This is a genomic window from Corynebacterium sp. HMSC08C04 (genome assembly GCF_001807495.1).
Lineage (GTDB): Bacteria > Actinomycetota > Actinomycetes > Mycobacteriales > Mycobacteriaceae > Corynebacterium > Corynebacterium simulans.
In genome coordinates this window covers 169,135-186,409 of sequence record NZ_KV789226.1, presented here as the reverse complement: position 1 = coordinate 186,409, position 17,275 = coordinate 169,135, and the positions used below count along the sequence as shown (strand labels likewise).

Sequence of the window (17,275 nt, the reverse complement as noted above, 5' to 3'; positions counted from 1 at the left end):
CCGTAAACACAGCGTCAGATTCCAAGCAATGCCGGCCCTCCGACTAAAGTGGTTTCAGATCTAGGTAGAAGGGCGGTATCAAAGTGCGAAAGCTTGGCGCGGCAGTGGTTGCCTCATCACTTTGCGTGCTCACCTCGTGCATGGCCAATCCAGGCCCGCCGCCCATCGAGGACAAGCCGGCTGCCGAGAGCACCCAGACCGAAACACCGACGCCCGAGAAGAAGGAAAAAGAGGACGGCGTCGAGCGCGAGACCGTCGCCATCGGCGTCGATCCGCTCCGCGGCGGGCTCAATCCGCATCTGGTAGCCAACAATAGCGAGCTGGTCAGCCAGATTGCAGAGCTCGTCCTTCCTTCTGCTTTCCACGGCGAACACATGGATTCCGATGTGCTGGCCAGCGCGGAGGAGGTAGAGCCGCCGAAAGGTGTTGCCCAGCGCGTGGTGTACAAGATTGCCTCGCCGGCGCAATGGTCCGATGGCACTCCGATTAGCGGCAGTGACTTTCACTACCTGTGGACCCAAATGACCTCCAACCCCGGAGTGGTGGACCCAGCGGGCTACTTCGCCATCGAGGACATCAGCACGTCCTCGGCAGGGCGCGTTGTGGTGGTGGATTTCAAGCAGCGCGTGTCCGATTGGCACCGACTTTTCGCGCACCTTCTTCCTTCGCACCTGCTGCAGGACACCGAGTTTACGGCAGCTCTTGCCGACGGCATCCCCGCATCCGCTGGGCGCTATGCCGTCGAGGCCGTCGATCGAGGCAGGGGAGTTATTACCCTGAATCGCAACGACCGCTTCTGGGGCGCGGGGCCTGCGCTTGTCGACGTCGTCCAGCTGCGTACCGTCCGCGATACCAGTCAGGCGGTCAACATGTTGCGCTCGGGCCAGGTGGGATTCGTGGACTTTACTCCGGAACAAACCTCGCTGGAGAGCCTCAGTTTGCTGAGCAACGTCAACGCCGGGACCGTGACCCGTAATCGCCAGCTGCGCCTGCACTTTTCCGCCCGGGAAGGCGCGTTGCCAGAGCAAAGCCAGCGTCGCGCTTTAGCCTCGCTCATCGAGACCGACCAGGTCGCTCGCCTGGCGGCGGGCCGTGCCTCGGAGTTGCGTCCGGGCCAAAACCCGGTCAACGAAGAAGTGGACCTGACGCCACTTCGCGAGCGCGCGGGCCGCAAGCCGCTGCGCATCGCAGCTGATCCCACGCATCCGGAGGCTGTGGCGGCTGCCAGCACCATCGTCGACGTCCTCGAAACACAAGCAATTAGTGCAGAGGTAGTCTCTGAGCGCACTCAAACCATTGCGGGCGAGATGCTGCCGGAGGCAGAGGTGGACGCCGTGGTGGCCTGGGAGAATGCAAACGTGTCTCCGGAGAGTCTGGCCAGCCTCTATATGTGTGAAAACGACGACGTACGCGCCAGCGATATCTCCGGCTTTTGCCCTGCGGAGGCAGAGGACATGCGCGGCGACATCTTGTCTGGACGCATCAATCCTGACGCCGCCATGGAAAAGGTCCACAAACTCAATTCTGACGAGGTGCTTTACGTACCTTTGATGGACGAGGTGCGAATCCATGCTTTGGGCAGGGGTATCCTTGGGCCCGGTCAACGCATCGAAGATTGGGATGCAGGGCTTATTACGGCACCGATGTGGAGGAAAGATGAAAAGTAATGATTTGCGCGGTTACCGCGTGGTGGCCGTACATGCTCACCCAGATGACGAGGTGCTTTTTACCGGCGGAACGCTAGCTGACATGGCTGCAAGAGGCGCCGAGGTCACGATCATCACGGCCACGCTCGGCGAGGAAGGCGAGGTCATTGGCACGCCTTATCAAGGCCTGTGCAATGCAGACCAGCTAGGCGGTTTCAGGGCACGTGAGCTTTCCGACGCCCTCGATATCTTGGGCGTCCACGGTATTCAACTCGGCGGCTTTGGCTTCTTTCGCGATTCCGGCATGGAGGGCTCACCGGCTCACGAGAATCCGCGTGCCTTGGTGCGTCGCATTGACGAGGCGGCAGAGTTGTTGCGCGAGCACTTTGCGCAGCTTCGCCCGCATATCGTGCTGACATACGGGCCGGACGGCGGCTATGGCCACCCGGACCACATCGCCGTGCACCAGGCAGTCCACGCGGCCGCAGCATCAGACCAGCGCATCTGGTGGGCAATCTTCGAACGCGGCGCGCACTACAGTGCGCTTGAGACCATCGGTGCACCGGAGGGCTGGCGAAAGCCGGACCGGGGTTACCTCGACAATTTCACCAACGAGGCCGCTGACGTGGAATACCGGCTTGACGATGCCGCGCTAGCCGCCAAGCGTCGCGCCATGGTCGCCCATGCCACGCAGATTTGGGTGGCTGACTCCACAGTGACCCAGACGAACCCGGTAGCGGCTGCGGCTGCCATTGGGGACCCGGCGGCGTCGCCAAGCGCATATGGTCTGTCCAACCTCCTTGTTATGCCGTTGTTGCGTGCCGAGCACTACCAGCTGGGGCAGGGCGAGCCTGCAGAAGCGCTGCTGGAGGGCCTGTGATTTTGAATGAATATTCACGCGGCGAGCAGATAACCGGCCTGGCCTGGCTGTGCCTAGGCGCGCTGACCTCCCTGGTTCTAGAAGTTGTCTATCTCACCGCCAGGTTGCCGCTGCCGGGTGGGACAAGCGTGGCTTTTCCCATCACGATCGTTCTAGCCTGGTGGTTTAATACAGTGCTCACGCGCACAGCAAGGCTCTGGAGTGATAATGCCTACATCGGGCTTGTTCCTTTGGCGGCTTGGCTGCTGGGATACTTCGCATTCGTGCTGGGTGCGGTCGTGACCGGTGATATGTGGCTGGCCAATAACATTCTCTCGCTCCTGCTGTTAATCGCCGGAATCGGGGGCGGAATTTTCCCATTTTTTGCCCAAAAGTGACATACTGTTAGACATCCCAAAACCCGTGAAAACAGGAGTTTTAGCACCTCATGACTTACACTATCGCGCAGCCTTGCGTCGATGTGATGGACCGCGCTTGCGTTGAAGAGTGCCCCGTCGATTGCATCTACGAAGGAAAGCGCTCCCTGTACATCCATCCTGACGAGTGCGTAGACTGCGGCGCTTGTGAGCCTGCTTGCCCGGTTGAGGCAATCTTCTATGAGGATGACGTTCCGGATGAGTGGATTGATTACAACGACGCTAACGCTGCGTTCTTCGATGATCTTGGCTCCCCGGGTGGTGCTGCAGCGCTTGGTCCACAGGACTTCGACGCTCCGCTGATTGCGGCCCTGCCTCCGCAGAACCAGGATTAATTCCTGCTGCCCGGACCTCACGCATTTGGGTCCGGGCTTTAACTTTTCCCACTGCCTACCTTGTAAATAAGGAGCTTGACCTAAGAATGGCTCGCCAACCGCTTGGAAATAGCCTGCCGGACTTTCCGTGGAACTCGCTTGCCGAGGCGAAGAAGAAAGCTCAGTCGCACCCAGATGGCATCGTGGATCTTTCCGTGGGCAATCCGGTCGATCCGGTAGCTCCGGGCGTGCAGCTGGCGATGGCTTCGAACGCGGAGGCTCCCGGCTATCCCACCACGGCGGGCACTGCGCAGCTGCAGGAAGCCATCCGCGGTAATGTTGCGCGCCGCACGGGCGCTCAACCTTCCTCCTTCGGCGTACTGCCGGTAATCGGTTTGAAGGAGTCTATCGCTTGGCTGCCGACGCTGCTGGGCATGCGCGGCCAGCGCGTCATCATCCCTTCCGTGGCTTATCCGACTTACGAGGTGGGCGCGCTGATTGCTGGCGCATACCCAGAGCGCGCGGACGATCCTCGCGACTTTGGCGATGCAGAGCTGGCCTTTATCAACTCGCCGTCGAACCCGACCGGCCGAGTAAAGACCGTGGAAGAGATGCGTGCCGTGGTGGCATGGGCGCGTGAGAACAACGTCATTGTGGCCTCTGACGAGTGCTACTTGGCGTTGGCATGGGACGACGAGAAGAAGCCGGTTTCCATCTTGGATCCGCGCGTGACTGACGGCGATAACACGGGTCTTATCGCGATGCACTCGTTGTCGAAGTCCCATAACCTGGCCTCTTATCGCACGGGCTTTTTCGCGGGTGATGAGGCGCTTATCGCGGAGCTTCTCGAGCTGCGCAAGCACGCAGGCCTTATCGTTCCAGGGCCGATTCAGGCTGCGATGGTTGAAGCGCTAAACGACGACGATTCTGAGACGCTGCAGGTGCGCCGCTATGCCGCCCGCCGCGCTAAGCTCCTGCGCGCACTAACTGGCGCCGGCTTTCGCATCGAGCACTCTGAGGCCAGCATGTACCTGTGGGCGACCCGCGATGAGCAGTGCCGCATTACCGTAGATTGGCTGGCCGAGCGCGGAATCTTGGTTGCCCCGGGTGACTTTTATGGCCCATCGGGTGATAAGTTCGTGCGCATCGGCTTGAACGGCACTGATGAGCGTATCGATGCCGCTGTGGCCCGCCTTGCTGCTGACAACTAGCCCGTGACCTATCGCCCGCCAGCCCGCGAGGGGATTTCTCCGCGCAAAGTAGTCCTGCAGGCAGTCGTGCCCGCGGACACCGAGTACTTCGCGGCCGCGGCGGGCGATTCGCCGTTTTCACCGGGGCAGCTTCTGCCTGCGGGAATGGCGCTTTCACGTCCGGTCCCTGCCTGGTATCACCCTGATGTGCCCGAAGAGAAGCCGATTCCCTTCGATTACACGGTGCTTTATGAAGACCGCGACCTCATCGTCGTGGACAAGCCACACTTTTTACCCACGACCAGCAATGGGCGATTGGTGCGCGAGACCCTACAGACACGCCTGCGCGTGGATTTCGGTGAAGATGACATTGTGCCGCTGCACCGCCTCGACCGCCTGACTGCCGGGGTAGTGGTGTGCTCACGCAACCCTCGCACACGCGGGAGGTATCAGAGGCTTTTTGCTGAGCGCAAAGTAACCAAGACCTACCATGCGCGCCTTTCTGCCTGCCTGGAATACTCCGGAACGGTTGAGCTTTCCATGCACAAGGTCAAAGGTAGCCGCCAAGTCTCGCTCGGCGGTACGCCCACGTTGACCCAAGTGGAGGCACACGGCTATACGGCCTCGCTCATTCCGCACACGGGGCATACCCACCAGCTGCGGGTGGTCTGTAACTACTTAGGCGCTCCCATCCAAGGCGACGACACCTACCCGGTAGACCGCGGACTCGACCTCTACGACTTTTCCTCGCCTCTCCAACTCGTGGCGCACCGCCTAGAGTTTGCAGATCCGTTATCCGGCACACGCCGCGAATTTTCCACTTTGCGGCAATTGGGCGGTAACCTGATTTAGTTATCGATTAACCGGAAAGAGGAACGCGTGAGCTCATCAGTTGCCGCTGGGCGTTTTGCGTCCAATATGGGCCAATTTATCAAGTTTGGCATGGTCGGCGGATCGGGCACGGTGGTCAACCTGGCGGTGTCATACATCGCAGTCAAAATTGCACTAGCCACCAGTGGCATTACGCCCGATGACCCCTTTGTGAATCTTTTCGGTTCCGCGTTCCATGTTCGTTGGTACCATGTGTTTCAGACCATCGCTTTCCTCGTAGCGAATACCTGGAACTACCAGCTCAATCGCATGTGGACTTTCAAATCGGTGGAAAAGGTCTCCTGGCTTCGGGGCTACGTTGCGTTTCTTGTTGCGGGACTGGGGGCGTATGTCGTCAGCCTTTTGCTTTTGACCTTGTTTATGAACCCGAATTCGCCGGTTGGTCTACCCACGGATATTTTCGATAATTCCACTGGATTACGCACCAAGTTTTACTGGGCTACTGCGGGATCCATCCTGCTTGCGATGCCGATTAACTTCATCATTAATAAGCTGTGGACCTTCCGCTCTAGCCCGAAGGCCCCAGTCTTGGTCGAGCACACCGAGCCGGCTTAAGCTGGCTGGCCCAGGTTGGGCTCTCTCGACGGCCGCTGAAAACGAGCTGTTTGGTCCTTTCCCCCGGCAAAGGGCGCCGAGCAAAAGGACCAAAAGAGGAGTGTCACACGAGGGGACTAGGAAGCCAGATGGTGAGGAACCTCTTGATTAGCCCTCTAGCTGGCTGTCCAAGCGCTGCTGGTCGCGGCCATTTTGCCACTTTAGGAAAATGGGACCGAGGATGAGTACCGCAGCTATACCTGTGAATGCGCCGATTACGAGACCGTTGTCGAAATCGCTGTCGATGCTGAGTTTCATAGCGAGTCCAGCGAAAAGCGCAATGGTGGGGACCAGCATCAAGATTATGCCTGTCCAAGAACGCATCTTGTTCGGACGCGGAACACGCTTTTTCATCCAATGCGCCGAGACAAATTCTGCAATCGCGAGCGCGACGATGGGCGAGAGGCTCCACAAGGAAAGTCGGCCCGGCAGGACCCACGCTAATAGCGCGGACACGCAGTAGACGGTAAACAAGGCAGTGGTGTAGCCAATGGCATAGGTCTTGAAGTAGGTTTCCTCTTCGAACTCATCGAGCGAGTAGCTTGCAATCTCTTTGAAGGTCAGGTTGGCAAAGAAGCCATCGTTGTTATTAGCCATTATCGTTCACGCTTTCTGGGTTGTTGTTGAAGACTTCTTCCACGGACTTGCCGAGCACCTTGCAGATGTCTAGTGCCAAGTACACGGAAGGCGAGTAGTTACCTTTTTCGATGTTCGCGATGGTCTGCCGGGAAACGCCTACCTCAGCGGCGAGGTCTGCCTGGGTCATTTCCAGCCATCGACGCCACTTGCGAACCATATTGGAGTGTTCGGGCATGATGTAAAGCTTTCAAGTTTCTATGTCGTGCTTACATCCCTAAATGTAAAGGCTCATTGTCATCATGTCAAGAGTGGTGCCGCAAAACGTCAAATCCCCGGGTCAGCGTTTGGAAGGAAACAGCTGGCCCGGGGATTATTCGAGGCGAATTGCTAGGGCTTGGCGACGTCCGGCAGCGGCAGCGTCGAAGTAGGCGAAATGCCGCGCGCCTTGGCGTTGAGTACGCCCGCAAACGCAAGGACGACGAACATCGCACCGGCGGACAGTAGCTGGACGCGAGCGGAGGCGTCAGTCAGCATGAGTACCGCAATCGCTGCGAAGACGGCCAATGCAAACCACGTCAGGTACGGGAAAGCCCACATGCGGATGGGCAGCGGGTGAATGGCCTCAAGCTGGCGGCGCAGGCGCAGCTGGCTGACCGCGATGAAGACCCACACGATGAGCAGGGAGGCGCCCGCCGCATTGAGCATGAAGGACAACAACCAGCCGGTGTCGGCATAGTTGAGCACGACCATGATGACCGAGAGAATGACCGAAAGCGCAATCGCGTGCGTCGGAACACCCTGTGCATTGGTCTTCGTGAAGATCTTCGGTGCTTCGTGGCGAGAGGCCAGCGAGTGCATCATGCGGGAGGAAGCGTAGATCTGAGCATTGAATGCGGAAAGCAGTGCCAACACGATGATGACTTCCATGAATCCCGCAGCGCCCTTAATTCCTGCATGGTCGAGAACCTGAGTGAATGGCGATTGCGCCGCGGTATCAGCGTTACCCAGCGAGGAGTAGGGAAGCAGAAAGGTAATTACCAAAACGGAGCCCAAGTAGAACACCGAGATGCGCAGGATGGTCGTGCGAACGGCGTTGACCAAGGACTTTTCCGGATCTTCAGACTCAGCCGCCGCGATGGCGACGACCTCAATGCCGCCGAAAGCGAATGCCACGGCGAGCAGGCCAGCGGCGACGCCGCCCAAGCCATTCGGCATGAAGCCGTCATCCAAAAAGACCTTGGTGCCAATTGCTTCATGCCCAGGCAGAAGACCAAAAATAAGCAGGAAGCCGACAATCAAAAAGGCCACGATGACGAGGACCTTGATGGCGGCGAACCAGTACTCAAACTCGCCGAAGAGTCGAACGCGCAGCAGGTTCACGATTCCAAAGAACGCCACGCAAATAGCCGCGGGAATCCATGGGGAAACACCGAACCAAGAACCGATGAAGCCGGCGGCGCCGGTGATCTCAGCGCCCAGCACGGCCACGGTGGCTAGCCAATAAATCCAGCCTTGTGTAAAGCCTGCCCAGCGGCCGATGCCGTGTTCGGCATATTCGGAAAAGGAGCCGGAGGCGGGGATGACGGTACCCATCTCGCCGAGCATTTGCATTACCAAGATGGCTAATAAGCCTGCGATGCAATAGGCGAGGAGGACGGCAGGGCCTGCAGCCGAGATGCCGACGCCGGTTCCGAGGAAGAGACCGGCGCCGATGGTGGAGCCCAGGCCCATCATGGTCAGATGGCGGACCTTGAGGCCTTTGCCAAGATTTTGCGTGGATTTATTGCTATCGGTCACCCGAATAGTTTAAGCCATGACTAAATCCACGAGTCGGCGGGCTTAGTTCTTGTGCAGATCCTCGTTGAGAGCGATTGCATCAGACTTCCATTCGGTGGCCTCAACGGCGCCGGAAACGGAGTTGCGGCGCAGCAGGAAGCCCGATGCGCCGGAGAGCTGGGAGCCCTTGACGGTGGAGCCTTCCTCCACGCCCAGTGCCTCGGCAACCTTTCCGAAGACGCTTACCTTCGTGCCGGCGGTGACGTAGAGGCCGGCTTCGACAACTGCGTCGTTGCCAAGCGATATGCCGATACCGGAGTTAGCGCCGAGCAGGCAGCGCTCACCGATGGAGATGACTTCCTTGCCGCCACCGGAAAGCGTGCCCATGATGGAGGCGCCGCCGCCGATATCGGAGCCGTCACCGACAACAACTCCTGCAGAGATGCGGCCTTCGACCATGGAGGCGCCCAGGGTGCCAGCATTGAAGTTGACGAAGCCTTCGTGCATGACGGTGGTGCCCTCAGCCAGGTGAGCGCCCAAGCGGACGCGGTCAGCATCGCCGATGCGCACGCCGGTTGGCACAACGTAGTCCACCATGCGCGGGAACTTGTCTACGGAGTAGACGGTGACCGGGCCGCGGGAGGACAGGCGGCCGCGGATCATCTGGAAGTCAGCCACAGCGCATGGGCCGTAGTTGGTCCACACAACGTTGGCCAGAAGTCCGAAGATGCCGTCCATGTTCAGACCGTGCGGCTTGACGGCACGGTGCGAGAGCAGGTGTAGGCGCAGGTATGCGTCATATGCGTCCAGCGGCGCATCATCCAAGTCCTTAATGGCGGTCTCAACCGCCACGCGGGCGACGCCGCGCTCCTCATCCGGGCCCGCCAAGGCGGCGAACTGCTGAGGGGTCTCTTCCAAGCGAGTGGTGCCGGACTCGGTTACCGGGGCGTCATCGCCGATATGAACGGCGGGGAACCACACGTCGAGAACGGTCCCATCGTGGGTAAGGGTGGCAAGGCCGCGTGCGGATGCAGAAGTCATAGCTTTAGGAAAAACCTTCACAAATGCGGGGTAGAGCCTAGCGAAAACTAGGCCATTTCTTTCACCGCTAGAGCATACACAGCTACTTCGACACCGTGTTTACTTGGCGAGGTTTTGTGAGGCGGGACGCAACGATGAGCACGACGGTCAGCGCACTCACTGCAAGGACCTGGTTGCGTGCGGATGGGTCGAAGAGCATGAGAACAACCAATGCGGCAATCGCCAGCAGGGTGGCCCATGGCAGAACCGGGTAGGCGATGACCTCGACGGCGGAAAGCTCACCGTTCTTCTTCATGATTGGGTGCAGCTTCAAGTAGGACAAAACCACGAAGGTCCAGATCACTAGCAGGCAGCCGCCGACTGCATTGAAGAGGAAGGACAGAAGTCCTGGCGGATTCCAGAACTGCAGCAGCACGGAGCCGAATGCGAAAAGCATGGACAAGATGACGGCGAAGACTGGGGAGCCCGATGGGTTCTGCTTTTTAAAGATAGCCGGTGCCGAGCCGTCCTTAGCCATGTCGAAAATTACGCGGGAGGTGGAGTAGATCTGCGCGTTGAATGCAGAAAGCAGGGCCAAAGCGATGATGACTTCCATAAAGCCCGCGGCGAATGGGATTTGCGCGGCCTCTAGCACCAGGGTGAATGGGGAATCGGCGGCTGCATCGGCATCTTGGATGTATTTAAATGGCAAAACCATGGTGATGACCACGATGGCGCCAATGTAGAAGACCATGATGCGGAAGATAACCGCACGCACGGCGGTCGCGACGTTGCGTGCAGGATCCTCCGACTCGGCGGCGGCGATGGTTACCATCTCAATACCGCCGAAGGCGAATGCAACGGCGAGCAATCCGGAAGCAAAGCCCGGCATGCCATTCGGAAGGAAGTTCTCCGTGAAGTTGGTGGTTGCGAGGTCGCCGTTGAAGCCTGGCAGCACGCCAATCAGCATCAGTACGCCCACTGCCAGGAAGGCTAGGATGACGGCCACCTTGATGATGGCGAACCAGAATTCGAACTCGCCGAATCCACGAACGGCTGCAAAGTTGACCACCGCGAAGAAGGAGACTGCGATAAGGGCGGGAATCCACGCTGCGATGTTAAACCAGGAGGCGATGATTGCGGCAGCGCCCGTAATCTCGGCTCCCATCACCATCACTAGCATGAACCAAAACAACCAGCCCAGGGTAAAGCGTGCCCAATTGCCAAAAGCTTGGCCGGCATAGGTGGAAAAGGATCCTAGCGAGGGGCGGGCTGCTGCCATCTCGCCGAGCATCCACATGATGGCGCCGACCAAGAGGCCGGCGACTGCATAGGAAAGCAGAACCGAGGTACCGGACATTTGGATTCCCAGGCCAACGCCTAGAAAGAGGCCTGCGCCAACCGCAGACCCGAGCCCCATCATCGTGAGGTGGCGTGTCTTGAGCTGCTGTGAGGTTTCTGCCATATCGATGCACCTTTTGTGATTTAGAACAAAGTATTGAGAGGTATATTACACAATGCAGCCATCGTGCAAGGTCGCTACGATGGCGCTTTGTGACTTTAGATCTCTTTGCCTCCCCAATCGAATTGACCAAAGCGCTCGTAGACATCCCGAGCCCCTCTCATCATGAGGAGGAGATCGCTGATGCAATAGAGGCAGCCCTACGGGGCCTTGATAATGACAAGATCGAAGTGGTGCGATACGCAAACACCGTCTGCGCCCGCACCAATCGCGGGCTCGAATCCCGCGTGATTCTGGCTGGCCACATCGATACCGTCCCGCTGGCGGATAACGTTCCCCACCACATGGAAGGCGATGTCATGTGGGGCTGTGGCACCGTCGATATGAAGTCTGGCATGGCCGTGTACCTGCACGCTTTTGCTGCGCTTTACGACGCCCCCGACCTCGCCCATGACTTAACAGTCATTGCTTACGAGGGGGAGGAAGTCTCCTCGGAATTTAATGGGCTGGGACATCTGCAAAAAGACCACCCCGAGTGGCTGCACGGCGATCTAGCTCTTTTGGGAGAGCCTTCCGGCGCCATGATCGAGGCCGGCTGCCAGGGTACCATCCGTCTCCGCATCACGGCGCACGGAACCCGCGCTCATTCCGCGCGTGCCTGGCTGGGGTCTAATGCTGCTCATAAACTGGCACCGATCATGGTCAACGTGGCGAACTACGCTCCGCGCGAGGTCACCATTGATGGTTGTACCTATAAGGAAGGTCTCAACATCGTGCATCTGGAATCCGGAGTAGCAACCAACACCATTCCAGATGAGGCATGGATGTTTGTGAACTTCCGCTTCGCGCCAGACCGGAGCTTGCGCGAGGCCATGGCGCATATGCGTGAGGTTATCGGAGAGCATGAAAACGTCACCATTGAGGTTGATGACGAATCCTCCGCAGCCCTTCCAGGCCTGGGCCAGCCCGCCGCTCGCGCGCTTGTCGACGCCGTCGGCGGTAACTTCCGTGCGAAATACGGCTGGACTGACGTTGCTCGTTTTTCCGAGATGGGCACTCCGGCCGTGAATTTTGGCCCGGGTGATCCGGGGTTTGCGCATAAGAAAGACGAGCAGGTTCCAATTGCGCAAATTACTTCCGTGTCCGATGCTTTGATTGAGTATTTAAGCGGCGCAAACGCCAAGGAGGCCTAACCAATATGTCGCCAGAACGTAATCGCACCCTGCGCGGACCATTATTGCTGCGCACCGAGGGCGAGCAGACCTCAACCTATGACCAGCGCCTGCTGGAATCCGGGGCCGACCACGAATGGCAGCACGCGGACCCGTGGCGGGTTCTGCGCATCCAGGGGGAATTCGTCTCGGGTTTTGATGCTTTGGCAAAGCTGCCGAAGGCTGTCACCGTCTTCGGCTCCGCACGTCTGGGCGAGGGCACGCCGGAATATGACTTGGGCGTTCGCGTGGGCAAAGCGCTAACCAATGCCCAGTACGCGGTCATCACCGGTGGCGGCCCAGGACTAATGGAGGCTGCGAATCGTGGTGCTTATGAGGAAAAAGGCCTTTCGGTAGGCCTTGGCATCGAGCTTCCGCATGAACAGGGACTTAACGAATACGTCGATCTGGGATTGAACTTCCGTTACTTCTTTGCCCGCAAGACGATGTTCTTGAAGTATTCCCAGGCTTTTATCTGTCTGCCTGGTGGCATGGGCACCATGGACGAGTTCTTTGAGGTGGCCTGCATGGTGCAAACCGGAAAGGTCACCAATTATCCAATCGTCCTGATGGGCACCGAGTACTGGTCCGGACTCCTAGAGTGGATGAAGTCCACCATGGCAGCACGCGGCCTTATCAGCGCATCAGACATGGACTTGTTCCTGCTTACTGATGACGTCGACGAAGCGGTCGCACACATCGTGAACTCGCACAAGGTGATGAGCGATAAGCGGATTCGTGATGAGCGCTAATCCGCGTAGCGCCAAGTTGGCGCAGGTGATGGCAATTGTCAATCGCACGCCGGATTCGTTCTATGACAAGGGCGCAACCTTCGCCGAAGCTGAGGCCCTTCGCCGCTGTGCCGAGGTGATCGAGCAGGGTGCCAGCATCGTCGACATCGGTGGCGTGAAGGCAGGGCCTGGCGAAGCCGTGGACGCGCAGGAAGAGATCGAGCGCGTGGTTCCCACGATTGCCGCGGCGCACGAGCGCTACCCGGATGTCACCATCTCAGTAGATACATGGCGCGCAAGCGTTGCCGAAGCCGCCATCACAGCCGGGGCGACGCTCATCAATGACACATGGGCGGGCTGGGACCCTGAGCTCATCGAAGTCGCCGGAGAACATAAGGTCGGCTATGTCTGCTCGCATACGGGCGGCGTCACCCCACGCACGCGCCCACACCGCGTGCACTTTGACGACGTCGTAGCGGATGTCATCGCGGAGACGACTGCTCTGGCAGAAAAGGCGGCGAGCCTGGGGTGCCCGGAGGAGCTGGTCTTTATCGACCCAACCCACGACTTTGGCAAGAACACCTTTCACGGGCTGGAGTTGCTGCGCCGCATCGACGAGGTTGTTGCCACGGGCTGGCCGGTACTGATGGCGTTGTCTAACAAGGACTTCGTAGGCGAGACTTTGGACCGCGGCGTCGGCAAGCGCGTGGCAGGGACATTGGCCGCAACCGCGTGGTCGGCGGCGCATGGTGTGGCCGCTTTCCGCGTCCACGAGGTCGCGGAGACCCTCGACGTCATTCGTATGACCGCAGCTATCGAAGGCACGATGGCCCCGCTGAACACCACCCGTGGGCTCGCATGAGCGTTTCTGTCATCATCCCAGCGCTCAACGAGGAAGCAACCGTCGCGAACGTGGTACGAGCCTGTTTGGCAGATGACCCAATGGAGGTCATCGTTGTCGATGCTGACTCCACGGATCACACCGCGCAGCGCGCTGCCGCTGCCGGAGCAAAGGTATACAACTGGCGCGAAATCCTGCCGGAGATTGCGCCGCGGCCGGGCAAGGGTGAATCCCTCTGGCGCGGGGTCGCCGCAGCGCAAGGTGACATCGTGGTCTTCGTTGATGCCGACTTGGAGTCTGCGTGTCCAGGGATGGTCGCGCAGTTGGCTGCGCCGTTTGCGGATCCAGAGATCCAGATGGTCAAAGCTACTTATCGTCGTACCTTCAACGGTGCCCCAAGCGGCGGCGGGCGGGTCACGGAGTTGACCGCTAAGCCTTTGCTGCGCACCTTCTTCCCGGAGCTCGGAGATATCGCACAGCCCTTGGGTGGCGAATATGCGCTGCGCACGTCGCTGGCTCGGGCATTGCCATTTGTTGATGGCTACGGGGTGGAAGCCGGGCTGCTTATCGACGTCGCTAAGCGCTGCGGTGTTTCTTCCATCGCCGAAGTAGACCTTGGCGAGCGCATCCACCGCAACCGGCCGCTGCATGAGCTTGCGCCCATGGCTGAGGTGGTCGCGCGCACGATTTTGTCACGCGACGGAGTAATAGGTCCTGTTGCTCAACGTGAACCATCCGGCGGTAAGCTTTAGCCCATGCTGTCGTGGATTTTGCTTATCGTCGTTCTGCTCGCGTTGGTGGTTTTAGGGACATGGGCGTGGGGCTCGATTTTTGGGCGGGGGGAAGTGCTAGACGATCTTGATGAAAAACGCGATGTGTTGGCAAACAATCAGCGAGCGCTTCAAGATGGCAACTTTGATGACATCAAGTTCGACGTCGTTTCCCATGGATACCGCCAATCCCAGGTGGATGCCTTGCTGGCGGAGGTAGAAAAGCGCTACCGAAGCGAGGGCGAAACAGCTAGACCAATTTCGTAACCGCCCCTTGACTAGCAATAAAGGCGTAGAGTGGTTTGGGTAACCCAAAAATTTTACATCCCAAAGGAGCGGTACAGCTATGGCAGCTATGAAGCCACGCACGACAGGTGGGCCAATGGAAGCGGTTGAGGAGTCCCGCAAAATTGTCATGCGAATCCCCTCCGATGGTGGTGGCCGTATTGTTGTGGAGCTCACAAAAGAGGAGGCTGCGGAACTTGGTTCATTGCTGACCGAAGTTTCCAGCTAGTCTTTAAGGCATGCTTTCACACGTCATCGATGTTCTGGCCGACCCAAACGATGGCACCGCGCTAAGCGGCGCCGACGATTTTGCTCGTCTCGTCTCTGAGTCTGGGCACTCTTTTGATGTGGCCAAACAAGGCTATGTCACCCTTGCCCCCGGGGCAGGGCTAAAGCATAAGGGCGATTCCAGTGAGATGGTTTCCGCGCGTGAGACCTTCTTGTCTTTGGGCCACTTCGCCCCATTTGTGGAGGCTGTCACTGGCGCAGTGCAGGACGCACTTGATGCCAACGAGTTGCCTGAGACTGCCGAGCCTATGCTGCTTGAAGTCGGTGCCGGCACCGGCTATTACCTAGCACATACCTTGGATTCCATCGCTGAGGCCCGTGGCGTTGGTTTGGATATTTCCCCACATGCTGCCAAGCATCTGGCAAAGTGCCATCCGCGCGTTGGCGCCGTGGTGGCGGATGTGTGGGAGCGGTTGCCGCTGCAGGATGATTCCATCGATGCGGTATCGGTGGTCTTTGCCCCGCGCAACCCAGCGGAGTTCCAGCGCATCTTGCGTCCAGGCGGCGAGGTCATTGTCTTGACTCCGGACCTCGGCCATCTGGATGAACTGCGCGAGCCGCTGGGAATCTTGGGCGTGGAAGAAGGCAAGATCGAGCGCATGTACGAGCAGGCCGCCGGCTACCTGGAGCAGGCAGCAGATCCGGTTGATATCTCTTATCCGATGACCCTGGATCGCGCCTCTATTGCCGCGCAGGTTGGCATGAGCCCGTCTGCCCGCCACCTTGAAAAGGAAGAGCTTGCTGAGCGCATGGCAAAATTGCCAGAGACCATGCAGGTCACCGCTCATGCCCGCCTGGACCGTCTGCGCGCAGTCTAAATAGCGGTGGGCAAGGCCAAAGGTCTGGCCGGTTGCACAAACAATAGGGAAAGGCAGAGCACAGATGCTCTGCCTTTCCCTATTGTCGCTTTGAGTGTTAAAACACGTCGCGCTTAGAGCTGCGAGCCTTTGCGCTGCCAGGATTGCTCGATGACGGCCTCACCGGCGGTCTCGACCTGGAGATCAGAGCAACCGCCGTCGAAGTAGACGCGGGAGCCCATGGCTACCTGGCCGCCGTCGGCGTAGACCTCTACGGTGGCACCGTCGACCACGACGGTGAGGGAATCGGAATCACCCTCAGCCAAATGCGCTACGGCAGGAGCCGAGTCCTTGAAATAGGAATCGAAAGCAGTGCCCATGGAACGATCTAAGGTCAGTGTGCTGCCAGCATGGGTGATGACTGCCGCGGGCTTGCCGTTGCCGTCGAGCAAGGTGACGGTGACGGAGGAGCCTTCCGGGACATCCATTACGCCGACCCAGGAGCGGGCGCGCTCTGACTGGCGGATGGCATCCGGCAGGCCGCGCGGCGGAGTCTGGAAGAGCTTGCCTCCCTGGAGGGTGATGCGACGCGGCAGTGCGAGGGTATTGGCCCATCCTTCCTCCTCGAAGGAAGGATGCGCTGCAGGATCGTCGCCGCGGCCATTGCCGTTGAGAAGACCCAGGACAACCGCTTCGTCGTAGCGGGTCTCCTGCGGGACGGTGCCCTCGGTGGCGTTGGTGTTGCGCGGGCGGGAGAAATCGTGGCCGAAGTCGATGCGCTGGAAACCGGAGGCGACGGTGAAGGTGGTGCCCTCCAAGCGGCCGACGAGGTAACCGGAGACATCGCGGTTATCGCGCTCAAGGGTAACCAGGAGGACGTCGTAAATGCGCTCATCTACCTCGTCACGCAAGCGGACCAGGCGTGGAGAGACAACCGGTGGAATCGGCGAGTTTGCCGGGACCTCGCCCTCGTTGAAACCAGGATCGCCATTGAACTCGAGCGGGCCTTCCACATCCCAGGTCAAGCCGTCGGCCGAGCGCAGGATAACGGGCAGCGGCGCGTCGGAGTGGCCGGTTAGTGCGAGCATGAGCCAGCCCTCGTGGCCTTCATCGCGGTCGGCCGCGACCCAGTCTGGAACCACGGAAGGCGAGCGGAAGCGGGAGTAATTGGTGACGTTGGCGGCTACCTCGCCATAGCGCACGACATTCGGGTCTAGTGCGTTGGAGTCATCCGAAATTTCGCAGACATCGATGAAATCGGTGTAGCGTGCTAAACGCACCGAGGTGCCGGTGGAAGTCACGGAGGTGAAGTAGAGGTTGATAGCATCTTCGCCCGCGGCTACAGAACCGGCGCGCAAGGAAAGCTCACCGCCGACAGGGGCAAGTGCGTCGTCGCACTCCAACCAATCGAATGGAAATTCTTCAGAATAGTTGTGTCCCCAGCGCGCCGGGGCGGAAAGTTCGTGGCGGTACTGGAAAAACAGGTGCCACGTATTGCCGTCTAGCAGCACGCCGGCCGGAGCCTCGAGGACTCCAGACTCAGGGGTGAAGTGCAGTTCGGGGCGATGGGTTGTCACAAAGTGC

At 59.2% G+C, this 17,275-nt stretch carries 20 protein-coding genes; 14 read left to right on the top strand and 6 right to left on the bottom strand.

All coding sequences use genetic code 11. From position 1 onward, the window contains the following. The first annotated feature begins 83 nt into the window (after window positions 1-83). The 7 genes from HMPREF3169_RS09250 (at window position 84) to HMPREF3169_RS09220 (ending at window position 5,892) form a co-directional block, all read left to right on the top strand. On the top strand, window positions 84-1,667 hold the full coding sequence (locus tag HMPREF3169_RS09250) for an ABC transporter family substrate-binding protein (protein WP_246815623.1): 1,584 nt from the start codon (window positions 84-86) through the stop codon (window positions 1,665-1,667). After that, window positions 1,657-2,526 carry a PIG-L family deacetylase gene (locus HMPREF3169_RS09245; protein WP_070456220.1) on the top strand — a complete coding sequence of 290 codons (870 nt, stop codon included), beginning with the start codon at window positions 1,657-1,659 and terminating at the stop codon, window positions 2,524-2,526. The genes HMPREF3169_RS09250 and HMPREF3169_RS09245 overlap by 11 nt, the downstream gene beginning before the upstream one ends. Further along, window positions 2,523-2,903: a hypothetical protein gene (locus tag HMPREF3169_RS09240; RefSeq protein WP_062041289.1), complete on the top strand. Its 381-nt coding sequence runs from the start codon at window positions 2,523-2,525 to the stop codon at window positions 2,901-2,903. The genes HMPREF3169_RS09245 and HMPREF3169_RS09240 overlap by 4 nt, the downstream gene beginning before the upstream one ends. 50 nt (window positions 2,904-2,953) lie before the next feature. Further along, window positions 2,954-3,277, top strand: a complete 324-nt coding sequence (gene fdxA / locus HMPREF3169_RS09235) for a ferredoxin (protein ID WP_061921740.1) — start codon at window positions 2,954-2,956, stop codon at window positions 3,275-3,277. A gap of 86 nt (window positions 3,278-3,363) precedes the next feature. Further along, on the top strand, window positions 3,364-4,467 hold the full coding sequence (gene dapC, locus HMPREF3169_RS09230) for a succinyldiaminopimelate transaminase (RefSeq protein ID WP_070456219.1): 1,104 nt from the start codon (window positions 3,364-3,366) through the stop codon (window positions 4,465-4,467). Between the two features lie 3 nt (window positions 4,468-4,470). Continuing rightward, entirely contained in the window at window positions 4,471-5,298 is an 828-nt protein-coding gene (locus tag HMPREF3169_RS09225) for a pseudouridine synthase (RefSeq protein WP_062035461.1), read from the top strand. 66 nt (window positions 5,299-5,364) lie between these two features. Then, the gene (locus HMPREF3169_RS09220; protein ID WP_062039037.1) at window positions 5,365-5,892 is read left to right on the top strand and encodes a GtrA family protein; all 528 of its coding nucleotides are present in this window, start codon (window positions 5,365-5,367) and stop codon (window positions 5,890-5,892) included. Between the two features lie 147 nt (window positions 5,893-6,039). Here HMPREF3169_RS09220 and HMPREF3169_RS09215 read toward each other — a convergent pair whose 3' ends face one another. The 5 genes from HMPREF3169_RS09215 to HMPREF3169_RS09195 all read right to left on the bottom strand — a co-directional run bounded on the left by HMPREF3169_RS09215 (window position 6,040) and on the right by HMPREF3169_RS09195 (window position 10,771). Next, entirely contained in the window at window positions 6,040-6,528 is a 489-nt protein-coding gene (locus HMPREF3169_RS09215; protein WP_062035459.1) for a hypothetical protein, read from the bottom strand. After that, window positions 6,521-6,745, bottom strand: coding sequence for a helix-turn-helix transcriptional regulator (locus HMPREF3169_RS09210; protein ID WP_062035457.1), 225 nt, complete (start codon window positions 6,743-6,745; stop codon window positions 6,521-6,523). Before HMPREF3169_RS09210 ends, HMPREF3169_RS09215 begins: the two co-directional genes overlap by 8 nt. 152 nt (window positions 6,746-6,897) lie before the next feature. Beyond that, on the bottom strand, window positions 6,898-8,244 hold the full coding sequence (locus HMPREF3169_RS09205) for an amino acid permease (RefSeq protein ID WP_246815625.1): 1,347 nt from the start codon (window positions 8,242-8,244) through the stop codon (window positions 6,898-6,900). A gap of 105 nt (window positions 8,245-8,349) precedes the next feature. Continuing rightward, on the bottom strand, window positions 8,350-9,327 hold the full coding sequence (gene dapD, locus HMPREF3169_RS09200) for a 2,3,4,5-tetrahydropyridine-2,6-dicarboxylate N-succinyltransferase (protein ID WP_062035452.1): 978 nt from the start codon (window positions 9,325-9,327) through the stop codon (window positions 8,350-8,352). A gap of 82 nt (window positions 9,328-9,409) precedes the next feature. Then, window positions 9,410-10,771 (bottom strand): amino acid permease, encoded by a 1,362-nt coding sequence (locus HMPREF3169_RS09195; RefSeq protein WP_062035450.1) that lies wholly within the window; start codon window positions 10,769-10,771, stop codon window positions 9,410-9,412. Window positions 10,772-10,860: 89 nt separating this feature from the next. Between HMPREF3169_RS09195 and dapE the strand changes: the two genes are divergently transcribed. From dapE to HMPREF3169_RS09160, 7 genes are all read left to right on the top strand, one after another. Then, window positions 10,861-11,961, top strand: a complete 1,101-nt coding sequence (dapE, locus tag HMPREF3169_RS09190; RefSeq protein ID WP_062035448.1) for a succinyl-diaminopimelate desuccinylase — start codon at window positions 10,861-10,863, stop codon at window positions 11,959-11,961. A 5-nt stretch (window positions 11,962-11,966) separates the two neighbouring features. Then, window positions 11,967-12,731, top strand: a complete 765-nt coding sequence (locus HMPREF3169_RS09185) for an LOG family protein (RefSeq protein WP_062035446.1) — start codon at window positions 11,967-11,969, stop codon at window positions 12,729-12,731. Continuing rightward, window positions 12,721-13,572 carry a dihydropteroate synthase gene (folP, locus tag HMPREF3169_RS09180; RefSeq protein ID WP_062035444.1) on the top strand — a complete coding sequence of 284 codons (852 nt, stop codon included), beginning with the start codon at window positions 12,721-12,723 and terminating at the stop codon, window positions 13,570-13,572. Before HMPREF3169_RS09185 ends, folP begins: the two co-directional genes overlap by 11 nt. Further along, window positions 13,569-14,303: a glucosyl-3-phosphoglycerate synthase gene (locus HMPREF3169_RS09175; RefSeq protein WP_062035442.1), complete on the top strand. Its 735-nt coding sequence runs from the start codon at window positions 13,569-13,571 to the stop codon at window positions 14,301-14,303. The genes folP and HMPREF3169_RS09175 overlap by 4 nt, the downstream gene beginning before the upstream one ends. 3 nt (window positions 14,304-14,306) lie before the next feature. Beyond that, window positions 14,307-14,588 (top strand): hypothetical protein, encoded by a 282-nt coding sequence (locus tag HMPREF3169_RS09170; protein WP_062035440.1) that lies wholly within the window; start codon window positions 14,307-14,309, stop codon window positions 14,586-14,588. A gap of 79 nt (window positions 14,589-14,667) precedes the next feature. Then, window positions 14,668-14,835 (top strand): DUF3117 domain-containing protein, encoded by a 168-nt coding sequence (locus HMPREF3169_RS09165; protein ID WP_005531903.1) that lies wholly within the window; start codon window positions 14,668-14,670, stop codon window positions 14,833-14,835. Window positions 14,836-14,845: 10 nt separating this feature from the next. Then, complete coding sequence (locus HMPREF3169_RS09160; protein WP_062035438.1) at window positions 14,846-15,712, top strand: methyltransferase domain-containing protein; 867 nt, start codon at window positions 14,846-14,848, stop codon at window positions 15,710-15,712. Between the two features lie 113 nt (window positions 15,713-15,825). On the opposite strand, the gene HMPREF3169_RS09155 is transcribed toward HMPREF3169_RS09160, so the two are convergent. Further along, window positions 15,826-17,268: a GH32 C-terminal domain-containing protein gene (locus HMPREF3169_RS09155; RefSeq protein WP_070456217.1), complete on the bottom strand. Its 1,443-nt coding sequence runs from the start codon at window positions 17,266-17,268 to the stop codon at window positions 15,826-15,828. Window positions 17,269-17,275: the final 7 nt, after the last annotated feature.

Bases quoted from the DNA above. Each gene is read 5' to 3' on its own strand.
- HMPREF3169_RS09205 (WP_246815625.1), bottom strand. From the start codon at position 8,244: ATGATGGGCCTGGGCTCCACCATCGGCGCCGGTCTCTTCCTCGGAACC.
- HMPREF3169_RS09215 (WP_062035459.1), bottom strand. From the start codon at position 6,528: ATGGCTAATAACAACGATGGCTTCTTTGCCAACCTGACCTTCAAAGAG.
- HMPREF3169_RS09170 (WP_062035440.1), top strand. From the start codon at position 14,307: ATGCTGTCGTGGATTTTGCTTATCGTCGTTCTGCTCGCGTTGGTGGTT.
- HMPREF3169_RS09165 (WP_005531903.1), top strand. From the start codon at position 14,668: ATGGCAGCTATGAAGCCACGCACGACAGGTGGGCCAATGGAAGCGGTT.
- HMPREF3169_RS09220 (WP_062039037.1), top strand. From the start codon at position 5,365: ATGGGCCAATTTATCAAGTTTGGCATGGTCGGCGGATCGGGCACGGTG.
- HMPREF3169_RS09195 (WP_062035450.1), bottom strand. From the start codon at position 10,771: ATGGCAGAAACCTCACAGCAGCTCAAGACACGCCACCTCACGATGATG.
- HMPREF3169_RS09185 (WP_062035446.1), top strand. From the start codon at position 11,967: ATGTCGCCAGAACGTAATCGCACCCTGCGCGGACCATTATTGCTGCGC.
- HMPREF3169_RS09160 (WP_062035438.1), top strand. From the start codon at position 14,846: ATGCTTTCACACGTCATCGATGTTCTGGCCGACCCAAACGATGGCACC.
- HMPREF3169_RS09245 (WP_070456220.1), top strand. From the start codon at position 1,657: ATGAAAAGTAATGATTTGCGCGGTTACCGCGTGGTGGCCGTACATGCT.
- dapC (WP_070456219.1), top strand. From the start codon at position 3,364: ATGGCTCGCCAACCGCTTGGAAATAGCCTGCCGGACTTTCCGTGGAAC.
- fdxA (WP_061921740.1), top strand. From the start codon at position 2,954: ATGACTTACACTATCGCGCAGCCTTGCGTCGATGTGATGGACCGCGCT.
- folP (WP_062035444.1), top strand. From the start codon at position 12,721: ATGAGCGCTAATCCGCGTAGCGCCAAGTTGGCGCAGGTGATGGCAATT.
- dapD (WP_062035452.1), bottom strand. From the start codon at position 9,327: ATGACTTCTGCATCCGCACGCGGCCTTGCCACCCTTACCCACGATGGG.
- HMPREF3169_RS09175 (WP_062035442.1), top strand. From the start codon at position 13,569: ATGAGCGTTTCTGTCATCATCCCAGCGCTCAACGAGGAAGCAACCGTC.
- HMPREF3169_RS09210 (WP_062035457.1), bottom strand. From the start codon at position 6,745: ATGCCCGAACACTCCAATATGGTTCGCAAGTGGCGTCGATGGCTGGAA.